Here is a 14,009-nt window from a genome sequence, read left to right as displayed (position 1 = left end):
TTTGACCTTCCAGGCAAACTCCGGGAGTGGTTTTTTCCCGGGAGAAGCCTGGAACCACGTTCGTGACCGACTGATTCAGGGGGGCTGGGATCTGCAAAGCCCAGCCCTCCTGGCGTTGGGAGAGGAACAACGCCTCCTGCTTCTTTCAGAGACAGGGGTGGTGGAAGAGTGGCCGATCTCTACCGGTAAAAAGGGATTCGGCAACACCGAAAACAGCTATAAAACCCCCACCGGGTTGCATCAAGTCAGCCATAAAATCGGTGACGGCGAGCCTCTGGGGATGGTTTTCAAGGGGCGTGTCGCTACCGGAGAAATTGTCGCCGATGGGGTCGATCCGGGAGAGGATCTCATCACCACCCGCATCTTGCGGCTGACCGGTCTGGAACCGGGTATCAACCAGGGGCCGGGGGTGGACAGCTTTGAGCGCTACATCTACATTCACGGTACACCCCATGGCCATCTTCTGGGGGAGCCCCACTCCGCTGGCTGCATTCGCATGGATAACCGGGGGGTTTTGGCTCTGTATGAATTGATTGATGTCGGAACCCCTCTATTGATTTTGCCTTCCAACAAGGTGGCCTGACCATGACCGCCGATCATACGGACACACTCCAAGCAGACAGCAAGGCTGTGAATCACTCCCAGCCCAAGACGGCCCAGACCCAGGCAGCTCAGCCCAAGGCGGCCCCCCCTGACAATCCATCTGATGGTGAATTTTCGCCCATCCCCCAAAAGCCCAATTTTTTGGTGGTGCTGCTCCGGCACTTCAAGGATCCCCAATCCATCACCCTGATTTTGGTGCTGACGGCGGTGGGGCTTTTGATCGGTTTTTTTGGCAGCGCCCTGGCCCCCTACTTTACCGCCATCGTGGTGGCCTATCTCCTGGAGGGGATGGTTACTCCCTTGCGCAAGCTCCATTTTCCCAGGCTGCTGGCCATTCTGATTGTATTCAGTCTCTTTATTTTTGTGATGAACCTCTTTCTTTTTGTGCTTTTGCCCAACCTGGCCAAGCAACTCACCAAACTTTTGGGAGAGATTCCCCGGATTGCCGATACCCTCAAGGAGCTGATGCACAAGGCCACCGATACCGCTGCCGAATCCGGATTTATCGATCCGGCCATGGTGGAAAACCTGCTGGTGCGCATGGTGGAGGGATCCCAGGATTTTATCGGCGAGACCATCACCTACATTCTCCAGGGGCTGCCGGGGCTCTTTTCGGTGTTGATCTATCTGGTGCTGGTGCCGTTTTTGGTTTTCTTCTTTATGAAGGACAAGCAGCTCTTCATGGCTTATCTCCGTCGCCTGCTTCCCCGGGAACGTGGACTGCTCACCAGCGTGCTGCGGGATGCCGAGTTGGGGGTGGGTGGCTATATCCGGGGCAAGTTTTGGGAAATGCTGATCCTGGGGGTGGTGAGCTATACGGTCTTTATCTACATGCAGTTTGACTACGCCTTTTTGCTGGGCATTTTAACCGGTCTGTCGGTGCTGATTCCCTTCCTGGGTGTGGCGGTGGTGACGGTGCCTGTGGCGGTGTTGGGGGTGGTGCAGTGGGGGATCACCCTGGAGGCACTCCATCCCCTGGCCGCTTATGGGATCTTGCAGATTATCGACGGCAACGTCCTGGCTCCCCTGATTTTGGGTGAAACGGTCAAGGTTCATCCCACCACGATCATCCTGGCGGTGCTTTTTTTCGGCTCTCTCTGGGGGGTGCTGGGGGTCTTTTTTGCGGTGCCCCTGGCGGTGCTGGTGAAGTCGATCTTCGAAGCCCTCTCCCGACAACCGGTGGACGACGTTTCCGACCACGCCTCATGACCTCAGCAGACGCGTTGGCCTGGGCTGGCAAGCTGCTGGCAGCCATCCTTCATAACGAGCAACCGGCTGATCGGGTTTTGAGCCGTTTTTTTCGGGAGCACCCCCAGCTGGGCAAACGGGATCGCAACCAGGTGGGGGATCTGGTTTTCGGGGTGCTGCGCCATAAACGCCTTCTGGAACATCTCGCTCAGAGTGAGACCTTGGTGGATCTGGCGGCAGCGGTTCAGGGGGGGGCGCTGGTATCGGTCTCCGCTCTGGATGATCCCCACCCCTCCCCTACCCCGGCTGTGGCGACTCCAGCCGTTTTTGATGCCGACGCCAGCGCCGATATTCCCCCTGGTTCCGATTCTGTTGTCGCTTCCCAAGCCCCTCCCCTCTCTGTTGCTGATTCCGATTTCTCCTCTCTCAAACCCTGGCTGCGTTATTCCCTGCCCGATTGGTTGTGGCAGGGGTTTGTCGCGCAGCTGGGGGAGGCAGAGGCGATGGGGTTGGCCGCCTCCCTGAACCAGCCAGCACCGGTGGATCTGCGGGTCAATCTGCTGAAAATCTCCCGGGATCAGGTGTTGGGTGAGCTGGAAGCAGCCGGGCTCGCCCCCCTCCCCACCCCCCATTCCCCTGAAGGGATTCGCCTGGCCTCCCGTTATCCCCTGGGAGGATTGTCGGTCTATCAGAGTGGCGGGGTGGAGGTGCAGGATGAGGGGAGTCAGCTGGTGGGTTTTTTGGTGGATCCCCAGCCGGGGGAGACGATTGTGGATCTCTGTGCCGGGGGGGGTGGCAAGAGCCTGCACCTGGCGAGTCTGATGCAGGGGAAGGGGCGGATTTTGGCCTGTGACCGGGACTCCCGCCGTCTCAAAGCTTTGAAACCCCGCTTGAAGCGCTCCGGCATTCGGATCATTCGCACCCAGCCCTTGCGCCACGAACGGGATCCCTGCTTGCGCCCCTACACCTTGAAAGCCCATCGGGTGCTGGTGGATGCGCCTTGTTCCGGAACCGGCACCCTGCGGCGTCACCCCGAGATCAAATGGCGGCTGACCCCTGATCAGGTGGAAGCCTTTCACGCCCGGCAGTGTGCGCTGTTGGGGGCGGGTGCGGCCCTGGTTCGCCCGGGTGGCCGTCTGGTCTATGCTACCTGCTCCCTGCTCTCCCGGGAAAATGACCAGGTGGCGGCGGCCTTTTTGAAGGAGCATCCCCAGTTTCGTTTGCTGGATGCCTCCCGAATCCTGGCCGCAGAGGGGATTCAGGGGTTATCATCCTCTGAGCCTTACTTGAATTTGCTACCCCATCGCTCAGGGAGTGATGGTTTTTTTGTGGCAGTCTTCAACCGATTGTGATTTCAGGAGAATTGGCAACATGACCCCCATCAAGCGCGCCCTGATCAGCGTCTCCGACAAGAGTGGCCTCGTTGAGTTTGCCCAAGGACTGGCCAAATTCAACGTTCAGATCCTCTCCACCGGGGGCACAGCGCGAAAATTGGCCCAGGCGGGCCTCGCCGTGACCGACGTCTCCTCCCACACCGGTTTTCCCGAAATGCTTGATGGCCGGGTGAAAACCCTCCATCCCAAGATTCACGGCGGCTTGCTGGGGCTGCGGGAGAGTGCCGATCATCAAGCCCAGATGGCCGAGCACGATATCACCCCCATCGATCTGGTGGTGGTGAATCTCTATCCCTTCGAAGCCACGGTCGCCAAAGAGGGGGTCACCTTGGAAGAAGCCATCGAAAATATCGATATCGGTGGCCCCTCCATGCTCCGCTCCGCCGCTAAAAATCATCGCTCGGTGACGGTGATTACGGACCCTGAGGACTATCCCAAGGTGCTCGCTGAGATGCAGGAAAATGGCGGTGGGGTGACCCTGAAGACCAACGCCCTTCTTGCGCGCAAAACCTTCGCCCGCACGGCGGCTTATGATGGCGCCATCTCCAACTGGCTCTCCGCTCGGGATGACGCGGGGGAGCCCGAGGATTTTCCCGGCACCTTCACCGCCCAATATCACAAACGCCAGGAGATGCGTTACGGGGAAAACCCCCATCAAAAGGCGGCCTTTTATGTGGAAGCGGGTGCTTCTGAGCCCGGTGTTGCCAATACCAAACAGCTGCAAGGTAAAGCGCTCTCCTTCAACAACATCCACGACGCCAACGGCGCTTTCGAGCTGGTGAAGGAGTTTTCCGATCCGGCTGTGGTGGTGGTCAAGCATACCAACCCCTGTGGGGCGGCGATTGACGACAATCTCACCGCCGCTTACCAAAAGGCCCGGGATGCCGATCCTGTTTCGGCTTTTGGTGGCATCATCGCCTGCAACCGCCCCGTCGACGCGGCTCTGGCCCGGGAGATTACCAAAACCTTTGTGGAAGCGGTCATCGCCCCCAGCTTTGATGAGGGGGCCCGGGAGGCTTTTGCCGCCAAAAAAAATCTTCGCCTGCTCACCCTGACCACTCCCGATGGCGGCCAGGGAGCCTCCCCATCCGGCTGGGACATGAAGCGGGTGATCGGGGGAATGCTGCTCCAGGGGCGGGATTTGGCCCAGGTGAGCCAGGCCGATTTGAAGGTGGTCACCGAGCGTGCCCCCACTGATGAGGAGCTGAAGGATCTGCTCTTTGCCTGGAAGGTAGTAAAGCATGTTAAATCCAACGCCATCGTTTTTGCCAAGGATCTGGTCACGGTGGGGGTGGGGGCTGGGCAGATGAGCCGGGTGGATTCCTCTCGTATTGCCGTTTGGAAAGCCCGGGAGACCGCCAGAGAGCTGCAAAAGGCGGGTGATCCCATCCAGGGTACCGTGCTGGCATCCGACGCCTTCTTCCCCTTCCGGGACGGGGTGGATGCTGCTGCGGAAGCCGGGGCCAAGGCGGTGATTCAACCTGGGGGCTCCATCCGGGACGAAGAGGTGATCGCGGCGGCTAACGAACATGGTCTCGCCATGGTCTTTACCGGAATGCGCCACTTTAAGCATTGATCGGTTTTTTCGGGGATGGTCCGGTTTTGCTATCGGGCCATCTCCAGTGCAGCTCTTTGGCCTGTGATATGCCAGTTTCCCACAGATGGGTTGGGTTCATTTAAAAAATGACCTCCATGATTTCAAGCCAGGTTTTGGTCTGGGTCTGCACCAAGCGGCGTCCCACTCTGAAAAACAGTGAGGATGACAACGCCTCCTGTGGTACCCGAGGGGGGCGCGCCATTGCCAGGGCGTTGGAAAAAGAGCTGTTTCGCAGGTCCATCACCGTCCCTGTGGTGCGGGTCGATTGCTTTGGCGAAGGGTGTGACAACGGCCCCAACGTGAGGCTCTTGCCTTTCAAGAAGGATTTTGAGGGGGTTGTGGTGGAAAAAGTGCCCGGTATTGCCCAGCAGATCGGCTATATTTTGCAAACCTTGCAGCCACCGGCCTGACTTGGATCACTCACAGCGGCATTTTATCCATAACCAAACCAAAATCCGGCAAAATCCCCAAGGTGGGGGAGCCCCCCTGGCTTACTCTCGGGGCGGGGTGGTGGCGAAGGCGATGCGGGTGATACCGACCTGCTGAGCGGTGGAGAGCAGTCGGGCAATCTCCTGATAGGGGGTTTGGGCACTGCCTCCCAGACGCAGGACCGCTTCCGGTTCCCGGGTAAACCGCTGGATCAGCCGCTGGCGAATCTCTGCCTCTGGGATGGACTCGCCATCCAGTTCCAGCCGACCATCGGCAAACAGGGCCAGATTAACCACCAACGGCTCCCCATCGGTGGGGGCGCTCACCTGGGGCAGGTCCACTTTCAGCGCCTGGGCCATCAGGGGGGCGGCGATGATGAAAATTACCAGCAGCACCAGCATGACATCCACGAAGGGGGTCACATTGATCTCAGCCAGAGGTTGATCCCCATCCCCCCCGTCAAATAAATTTCCAGCCATCAGGTTTCTCCTGTTGATATAGTAGGCCTACCTCAGAATTAGACACTCTTCTCTGACTCGTCATCCCCGCGAAGGCGGGGATCCAGAGAGATAATCATAACCCTCAAGGAAAAACCAAATCTTCAGCAAGGTCGGTATTTTGTTGAAAGTGAAGCAAGGTTTGGAAGGTTTCGTGCCAGCCCCCCTGGATTCCCGCATTCGCGGGAATGACCGAAAAAAGTGCAACGGCATATGTCCAATTTTTGATTCGAATGGCTATATCCGGGTGGATTCCAGGGGAGTCGACGCGGGTTGAGGCCTGGGTTGGGTCATGGTCAAGCGATTGATCACATGCAAAATATTGCCCTGCATGGTGGTTGTCACCCGGCGCAGGCGGCGAATCAGGGCGTTATAGCCCATCACCGCCGGAATCGCCGCAAAGAGCCCCACCGCTGTCGCCACCAACGCCTCAGAGACCGGACCCGCCACCAGATCCATGGAGATTGCTGCTTCGCCACCCAACCCCTGAAGGGCGTGCATGATGCCCCAAACCGTGCCGAACAGGCCGATGAAGGGGGCGGAGCTGCCGATGGTGGCGAGCCAGGTCAGGCCATTTTCCAGATGGATCCGCCGCTCCATGAACCCCTGGGCCAGGTCTGCCTCCAGGGCTTGACGGGTATTGGTTTGCGGGGAGCGGCTTGGGTGGAGGGTCAGGGAGAGAAAATGGCCCTCCAGAAGGCTCGGGGAAAGGTCGGTTTCCGGCTTGCTCAAAGCTTGGTTGAGCCGTTTTTCAAGCCCATGGGCTTTGGCCAGCTGCCACCATTTATAGAGGATTACCGACCAGCTGGAGAGAGAGGCCAGCACCAAAACCACCAACACCCCCTGCACCACCAGATCGGATTCGTGCCACCACGCACCCCATGTCATCATCGTTTGAATATCCTTGTTTGACTGTTCAACTGTTCAACTGTTCAGCAAGCTAAAGCGAATGGGGATTTCCACCGAGGCGCGGATCGCCATCTGTCCCCGCCGCGCGGGAACAAAACGCCACTTTTTGACCGCCTTCAAAGCGCTGCGATCCAAAATGGCATGTCCAGAGCCCTGTTTGACCTTTACCTGTAACGGCTCACCCCGCTCATCCACCTCCACGGTCAGCAAAACCTGCCCCTCCATTCCCCGGCGTCGGGCCAATTTGGGATAGAGCGGCTTGGGATTGTTCAGATAGCCCGCCCGACTGCTGGGAGGGGTGTAGGTCTCCGCTGGTTTGACGGCTGAAACCGGTTTTTCCATGACGGCAGGTGGGGCGGCATCGTGACGGGTGGGGGCCACGGCGACCTGTTTGACGGGGGGATTGTTTGTCAGCGTCGTGGGTGTGATTGGCGGCGTCGGGAGGGGTTCAACCTTTTTCGCCACCTTCACCACCTCTGCTGGCGGCCTGGGTTTGACCCGGGGTTTGGATTGGGGGCTTGGTGGATGGAGCATGGCTACGGGTTCAGGCTGTTTGATCACTGGCACCACCGGTTCCGGCGGCTGCACGGGGATAACCTCCGGGGGTGGGGTGAGCTCCGCTTCGAGGGGTTCCGGGGGTGGCGGAGGCGGGATGATTTCAGCCGGGAGGGGCTTTGGGGGAGGTGCTTCGGTGATCTCGGTGGTTGGGGGGGGTGGGGTGGGCTCCGGCGTGGCTTCGGGTAGAACCACAAACTCAAAAGAAGTCAGGGGCGCTGGCAGGGTGGGCTGGGAGAGGTTGGATTGCCACAGGGTGAAGGTCACCGCCAGATGCAGGCTCAGGGCCAACAACATGGCGACTCCCTTCCAGCCATAAGCCGAAGGGTTGGCCTCCATCAAACCGGGATTTCCAAACAGCGGAACAGCACTCTTGGCAACGATCATTTTTTCACCATTCTATTCACCACGCCCGAATCAGTCGGCCCAGCCCCAGAGCCAGCAGCACCAGGCCCGCCCCCCGCCGCAGCCACACCGAGAGCCAAGGCCGGTCCGTCACCAGCAACTTTCCCAAAGAGCCCACCATCGGCATCACCACCAGCAGCGGGGTCAGGGAAGCGCCCAGTCCAAACACCACCCCATAACCCATCCCCAACAGCGGATCACTGCCCATGGCGGCCAGGGCCAGCAGGGAAGCCAGGGGAGCGCAGGGAATCAGGCTCATGGCAAAGCCCAGAATAAAAGGGGGTGCCGCGACTTTTTTGACTGAAACCCCACAAGCCGATTTTTCCGGAACAGGCAGCAGCAACCACACCCCCGCAGCCACTCCGGCGAGACCCACCGCCCACAAGCCGAGCGTGCTCTCCAGACTCCGGGATAACCACTCCCCCAACGCCCCGGCCAACGCCCCCAGCACTCCATAAGCCACCACCTTGCCTGACAGGAAAAAGGAGGTATCCAGCAACGCCCCCCGCGCCCCCCCACCCCGCCCCAGGCTCCAGGTGCCCAAAAAAGGCAGGCAGGTGGCGGCACAGGCGGTCAATCCCACCGAGATCCCCAGCAGCCAGATGGAGAGCAGCGAAGGCGCGGCAGTAGCTACCCCAGCAGTGGCCACCTCAACCATGGGCCGTCCCCTTCTTGTGGGTTTTTTTGGTCAAAGGTCGGGGAGTGCCGTCGGGTTTTTCCAGCCGGGTACGAGAACGAAAATAGGCCGCCGCCGAACGAAACAGGGGCCAGCGGAGAAAACGGATCCGGATCACATCGTCATCCGGGCAAAATTCCGCACAGCGGCCACACAGGGTGCAATCTTCATGAAACGCCTTGGGGCCGTGCTGGTTGGAAATTTCCGGAATATCCATGGGGCAGGCCTGGACACACATTTCACACTTTTGGCAGCGATCATGGGCTTGCTTATCCAGCTGCAAAAAAGAAAACCGGCGCGCCAGGGCATGGAAGGCAAGCATTGGGCAGATCCGACAGAAGGGCTGCCGAACCGTGAGGGCCGCCACCAGCATAAAGCCGAACAGCAGATTGCGCAGGGCACTCAAGGTAAAATCCAGCCAACCCGCCTCACTCACCGCCATCTGCTCCATATTGGCGGTGAGCAGGGTGGTGAGGATTCGGGAGGGGCAGATTTGACAATAGGCATCCCCGGCGGCGTGGGGCGCCACCCCCAATCCCGCCAGCAGGGGGAGTGTGAAGACCAGTAACAGCAAAATCAGCCACTTGACCGGTCGCACCCGCTTGAGCCCGCCACCAGTCAAACGGTGGATCCCCAGTTTAAACCACCGCCCCAGGCGATAGAGCAGCTCCTGGGCGGTTCCCAAGGGGCACACCCAGCCGCAAAACCCCTTGTTGAGAAAGACGAAAAAAACAAAAAAGGTCACCAGGGTGAAGAAGAGCGGAACAAACATATCCAGGCTCACCCCCCCCAGCCGCACAATCGCCTCCCCCACCCGGTGATGCATCTGGTGCTGCAGGGGGATTAACACGCAATAGGCCCCATTGCTCTGGTCAAAGGCACAGGAGAGGGCGGGCAAGGCGTCGGAAATTTTGTCGGAGAGATAAGGCCCCACCAGCAAACCGCCATAGACGGTGACACCAAACAGAACCAGCTGAACCATCAGCCGCAACCGGCTCAAATTCCAAAAACGGGTCTCAACAGAGGGAGAACTCATGCCCCACCCCCTTTCTTGGTTTTACGGGAAAGCAGAGGGGTGGCCAGAGCCATGCCGAAGACAAAAAAGCCCAAGCCGGTGAGGAGGCTTTTTTGGAAAAAGGGTCCGGGGCGATAGTGATGATTGAAGGCGGTCAGATAGCGTTGATCCCCCTCCTGATGGCTCACCGCCAGGACAAATTCTGCTTGGGGGCGTCGGCCATGGCGGTGGGATTGACCTGCTCCCGCCTCTTCCTTGGGTTTTTCTTTGAACTGGGCCGGAAAAGTGACCATGGCCATACCATCGGCATCGCTTTGAAAGGTTAGGCGCTCTCCCTGTTCCGTTTCCAAAACCAACTCGGCTTGGGGCAGGGGTTGACCGGCAAAACGGATTTGGAAAGGCCAGCTCTCACCCGCCCGATAGTGGCCGTGCTCCCTGGGCATGGGGTCTGGGATGATTTCCAGGCGCTGTTTTTTTTGCGCCAGCATCACCTTGGGAGAGGGGGACGGCATGGAAAAATAGACCATGCTGGAGGCGCTTCGAATCACCCCCGCCTCCTGTTGGGTGGTCTGCACCCAGTGGTATCCCCCCACCCCCTTTTCTGGAGTCACCAAAAATCCCTTTGGCTCCATGGATAGCTGACGATAGGCTTGGTTTTGATCCCCATCCTCCCGGCCATGGAGGGAAGAGAATAGATCGAGGGTGGTCGAGGTGATCTGCCTGGGCTGAATCCACCGCTGCATGCGCCCTCCCCCAGAAGAGACGAGCAGGGGAAATTGGGTCCAGCTTGGGCCGGGTGTGTGGGGTGCGCTGTGGCCTGCGTGATGCTGTCCCTGGCCCGGGTGATGCTGCCCCTGGTTTGCGCTTGGGCTTGGAGCTGGATTGTTGGGTGTCGGGTTTACCCTGGCTGATGCTGGAGCGGCCAGGGCGATGGCCATGACCATGACCGCTATCGATCCGATATTCATGACCCCTCTCCCAGCCAGGAGCTGGTATCACCAAAGCGATAGCTGTAGGTCAGCATGAAGGATTGGGGAGCGCCGGCATAGTAGGACTTTTTGCCCCGGGTATCCTTCTTCACCTCGGTGGCATAGCGTTTATCGAAAATATTGTCGGCATTGAACATCAGGCTGTGGGGGCCGTGTTCATAGCCCACCATGAGGCTGGTGAGAAAATCATAGCCCCCATACTGCTCGGTGTTGGCGTTATCCATCTCATACTCCCCCCAAAAATCGGACTGGAGCCGCGCCTTGAAGCCGGAGGGATGGTTGTAATCCAAAAAGAGGGAAGCCTGATGTTCGGGCACAAAGGGGATCCGGTTGCCGGAACGGTCGATCTCGGAGCCGTTGACCACCTCCTGAAACTGCTCAAAGGTGTAGTCGCTGTAGGCGTAGGAGCCCCCGAATCCCAGCCCCATATCCAGGAGATAGCTCAGGGATAATTCGACCCCCTGTTTGTCGGTGCGTCCGGCATTTTGATAAACCGTCTCGCCGTTATCATCCAGAGAGGAGACGATTTCATCCTCCACCGGGTTGTAGTAGAGGGCGAGATCTGCGCTCCACTGACGGCCCCGCCCCTTCACGCCGATTTCATAGTTGCGGGAGGTGGCGGCGTCGATTTCAGGATTGGATTGCACCTCGCTGTTGGAGGGAACCTGATCGCCTTGGGAGATGGAGCCGTAGAGGTTGAAGGCCGGGGTGAGGGCGTAACTCAAGCCTGCTTTGGGCGAAAAGAGGGTAAAGGAGGCCCGGGTGCGGATATCCCCGTCTCCCGCCACATAGACCCCTGAGCTGTAGTCATATTTGGAGGTTTCAACGGTATCGATGGCAAACCGGGACTGATCCAGACGAAAGCCCAGATCGATGGTCAGCCGGTCACTGGGGTTGAGGGATTCCTGCATGAACAGCCCGTAGATGATGGTATTGGCATCCTCGGTTTCCAGGAGATCCCCGGCCTCATCGGAGAGGGTGGCGGAGATACGCCCGCCGAAGCCCGTTTCCACATCTTTGTATTCATATTTTTGGGCATCCAGGGAGAGATCCTGGCGCACGGTGAGCCCGGCTACCAGGCTGTCATTACCTAAAAGATGGTGGTTATAGCTCAGCTCCAGGTCGGTGCCGTAGACCATGTTGTCGGGGCTGTCGTTGATGGCGCCGGTGACCGGGTGGTAGTGGGACCAGTGGTTGAAATAGAAGCGGGGCTTGAAGGTGACATCCCCCATTTGCTTTTCATAGCGGGTGTTGAAAAACCAAATTTTGGAATAGCGCCCGGAGTGTTTCCAGGCGTCCTGGGTCTCCTCCTGGCTGCCGGTGCGCCGATATTCGTCAAACTGCTCTTCGCTCATGGAGTTGGGGAGTTGCAGATCCGCCTCGGAATAGCTCAGCTCCGTCTCCCAGCTGCCATCCTCCCCCAGCATCACCCCGTGTTTGACCCCCACCTGGTTGGTGTCAAACTCATTCCAGCGCCGCCAGTCGTTGTCCAACACCCTTCGGGAGGCGGTCAGGGTGAGGGCGTGGGACTCATTCACCCACCCCCCATAACGCAGATGGTAGGATTGCGCCCCTTCGGTGCCACCGGCCACTTTGAGGTTGCTGGCATCGGTATCAAAAACCGATTTGGAAAGAATCTGGATCGTGCCACCAGCGGAACCGGTACTATAAATGGAACCTGGCCCCTTGGTGATCTCGATGCGTTCGATATCCTGGGTGTCGATAAAATCCAGGCGGCTGAAGCTGTCGGGGTCGGTCATGGGCACCCCATCCCGGAGGATGGTGATTTCCCGCACCCCATAGGGGGCTTTTTGACCTGCCCCCCGAATCACCAGGCGGGCATCATAGCCACCATTTTTGGAGTCGATCAAAACCCCCGGCGTGCCGCTCAACACCTCTTTGATGTTCTGCATCCGGGCCTTTTCGATCCGCTCCCGGCTCACCACCGAAATGGCCTCCGGCACCGCTTGGGTGGGACGCTCTACCCGGGTGGCGGTGACGCTGATGCTTTCCAACAGGTCAGGGGCCTCGGCCTCTTTTTGGCTGGCTTCATCCACTTGGCCCTCTTTTTTTTCAACAGCGGGCTCTTCCGCCAATGCCTCGCTCCCCCAGGCTGACATGAAAAGAAGCGTCATGGAGAGTAAAGAGATTGTTTTTGTACGGTTATTTATAATTAATTCCAACGATTGTCTCCTTGATGGGAGGCGCAGGCCCAATTTGGGGCACCCCGTGACCATGGAGGCTCTAAACAGCAACCGTTGGGCCATTCATAAAATATCTTGATTAACAGAATGTTAAGTTTATTCAGCAAGACGAAGAGGGGGTAAATCGGGGGATTTGCCCTACCCGATTGGGTGATATGCAGCAAAAAGGGGTTGGGAGGATCCCATTGAGCCGGATCAAACCCCAAACGTTTCCTGGTTGGGAGCCAAACGGGATCGGTTTATGGTGATGGCATCAAGGGGTGGATTGGCGTGGTTTGTTGGATTTTATCGCGGGGAGAAGAGGGCGAGGTGCTCCCGTCCCGGGGCTGGATCAGAGGGAACCAAAAAGGCCAATCCCAGGGAAAGCGTCGCCAGCCCAGCCCCGGCCAAAAAGACCAGGGCAGGCGCCATCAACCACAGCAGACCGAACACCACCGGGATGAATACTGCGGCCACATGGTTGATGGAAAAGGCCACTCCGGCGGTGGAGGCGATGTCTGCCGGGTCGGCAATCTTTTGAAAATAGGTTTTGTGGGCGATGGCCATGGCAAAAAACAGGTGATCGACGATAAAAAGCGCCGCTGCGATCCAGGCGGTTTCCACCACGGCATAGGAGAGAAAAATGCCGATCAGCCCCAGATATTCCAGTATCATGGAGCGTCGTTCCCCCCACCGACCGATCAACTGGCCGATACGGTGAGCCAGGAGCATGTTGATGGCCTGATTGGCGATAAATAAAAGGGCGATATCCGCTACCGAATAGTGAAATTTTTCCACCATCAAAAAGCCTGCGAACACCACAAAAATTTGTCGTCGGGCTCCAGACATGAAGGTGAGAGCGTAATAGAGCCAGTAGCGCCCCCTGAAGACCAGATGCTTGTGCTGAGAGACCCCCTCGGGATAGGTGGGATAGAGGAAGGCGGCCACTATACCCGTGAGCACGGTAAAGCCCCCCCCCAGAAGATAGATCCATTTCAGCTCCAGGCCTCCGATATCCACGGCCAGATAGATCGCTCCCAGGGCCAGCAGAGCGGTTCTGGAGCCCACAGCGATGATCTTTCCCAACACCTGGGGAGTCCGGTCCTTGTGGATCCATTGCAGGGCCAGGGATTGGCGCACGGTCTCAAAATAGTGAAACCCCACTGACATGAGGAGGGTGGTCAGATAGAGTCCCATCTTTGACGGAAAAAATCCGGTCAGGGCGGTTCCCAGCCCCAGGAGAATCAGGGAGATGAAAGCCAGGGACTGCTCTTTGACAAAGATCAGCAGAAACACCACACCAAAAGCCAAAAATCCGGGAATCTCCCGCAGGCTCTGGAGTATGCCGATCTCCTTACCGGAAAAAGCGGCCCCCTCAACGGCAAAATTATTGAGCAGCGTCATCCAGGTCTGAAAGGCCACGTAAAAGGCCGTGGTCATGAGGATCAGCAGACCCTCCCGGCTTTTCAGGCCGCCAAGTATTGAATTTTCAGTCATATTTTAAATTATCCAAGCATCCTGCTGAAAGGTCTTGCTCTGCCCAAAGCGGCTTCGTGGTGAGCCTTGATC

13 protein-coding genes are annotated in these 14,009 nt (G+C 58.3%); 5 read left to right on the top strand and 8 right to left on the bottom strand.

Going from position 1 to position 14,009, the window contains the following annotated elements:
• The first annotated feature begins 1 nt into the window (after position 1).
• From HQL52_00330 to HQL52_00310, 5 genes are all read left to right on the top strand, one after another.
• Positions 2–583 carry a L,D-transpeptidase gene (locus tag HQL52_00330; protein MBF0367881.1) on the top strand — a complete coding sequence of 194 codons (582 nt, stop codon included), beginning with the start codon at positions 2–4 and terminating at the stop codon, positions 581–583.
• A 2-nt stretch (positions 584–585) separates the two neighbouring features.
• Complete coding sequence (locus HQL52_00325) at positions 586–1,812, top strand: AI-2E family transporter (protein MBF0367880.1); 1,227 nt, start codon at positions 586–588, stop codon at positions 1,810–1,812.
• A complete protein-coding gene (locus HQL52_00320) occupies positions 1,809–3,143 on the top strand; it encodes an RsmB/NOP family class I SAM-dependent RNA methyltransferase (protein MBF0367879.1) in 1,335 nt (444 codons plus the stop codon). The genes HQL52_00325 and HQL52_00320 overlap by 4 nt, the downstream gene beginning before the upstream one ends.
• A 19-nt stretch (positions 3,144–3,162) precedes the next feature.
• Complete coding sequence (gene purH, locus HQL52_00315; GenBank protein MBF0367878.1) at positions 3,163–4,761, top strand: bifunctional phosphoribosylaminoimidazolecarboxamide formyltransferase/IMP cyclohydrolase; 1,599 nt, start codon at positions 3,163–3,165, stop codon at positions 4,759–4,761.
• Between the two features lie 107 nt (positions 4,762–4,868).
• On the top strand, positions 4,869–5,192 hold the full coding sequence (locus tag HQL52_00310; protein ID MBF0367877.1) for a (2Fe-2S) ferredoxin domain-containing protein: 324 nt from the start codon (positions 4,869–4,871) through the stop codon (positions 5,190–5,192).
• 81 nt (positions 5,193–5,273) lie between these two features.
• Here the strand turns inward: HQL52_00310 and HQL52_00305 are convergent, their stop codons facing one another.
• The 8 genes from HQL52_00305 to HQL52_00270 all read right to left on the bottom strand — a co-directional run bounded on the left by HQL52_00305 (position 5,274) and on the right by HQL52_00270 (position 13,937).
• A complete protein-coding gene (locus tag HQL52_00305) occupies positions 5,274–5,690 on the bottom strand; it encodes a biopolymer transporter ExbD (GenBank protein MBF0367876.1) in 417 nt (138 codons plus the stop codon).
• 255 nt (positions 5,691–5,945) lie between these two features.
• Positions 5,946–6,599 (bottom strand): MotA/TolQ/ExbB proton channel family protein, encoded by a 654-nt coding sequence (locus HQL52_00300; GenBank protein ID MBF0367875.1) that lies wholly within the window; start codon positions 6,597–6,599, stop codon positions 5,946–5,948.
• Between the two features lie 33 nt (positions 6,600–6,632).
• Entirely contained in the window at positions 6,633–7,559 is a 927-nt protein-coding gene (locus HQL52_00295) for an energy transducer TonB (GenBank protein MBF0367874.1), read from the bottom strand.
• Between the two features lie 16 nt (positions 7,560–7,575).
• Complete coding sequence (locus tag HQL52_00290; protein ID MBF0367873.1) at positions 7,576–8,235, bottom strand: sulfite exporter TauE/SafE family protein; 660 nt, start codon at positions 8,233–8,235, stop codon at positions 7,576–7,578.
• Positions 8,228–9,289, bottom strand: a complete 1,062-nt coding sequence (locus HQL52_00285) for a 4Fe-4S binding protein (GenBank protein MBF0367872.1) — start codon at positions 9,287–9,289, stop codon at positions 8,228–8,230. Before HQL52_00285 ends, HQL52_00290 begins: the two co-directional genes overlap by 8 nt.
• Entirely contained in the window at positions 9,286–10,236 is a 951-nt protein-coding gene (locus HQL52_00280; protein MBF0367871.1) for a hypothetical protein, read from the bottom strand. Before HQL52_00280 ends, HQL52_00285 begins: the two co-directional genes overlap by 4 nt.
• Positions 10,233–12,377: a TonB-dependent receptor gene (locus HQL52_00275; GenBank protein MBF0367870.1), complete on the bottom strand. Its 2,145-nt coding sequence runs from the start codon at positions 12,375–12,377 to the stop codon at positions 10,233–10,235. Before HQL52_00275 ends, HQL52_00280 begins: the two co-directional genes overlap by 4 nt.
• Positions 12,378–12,746: 369 nt before the next feature.
• A complete protein-coding gene (locus HQL52_00270; protein ID MBF0367869.1) occupies positions 12,747–13,937 on the bottom strand; it encodes an MFS transporter in 1,191 nt (396 codons plus the stop codon).
• Between the last annotated feature and the right edge of the window lie 72 nt (positions 13,938–14,009).

The sequence above is a fragment of the Magnetococcales bacterium genome (assembly GCA_015232395.1).
Lineage (GTDB): Bacteria > Pseudomonadota > Magnetococcia > Magnetococcales > JADFZT01 > JADFZT01.
Note: the sequence above shows the minus strand (reverse complement) of the source record. Positions and strands in the feature narration are given on the sequence as shown.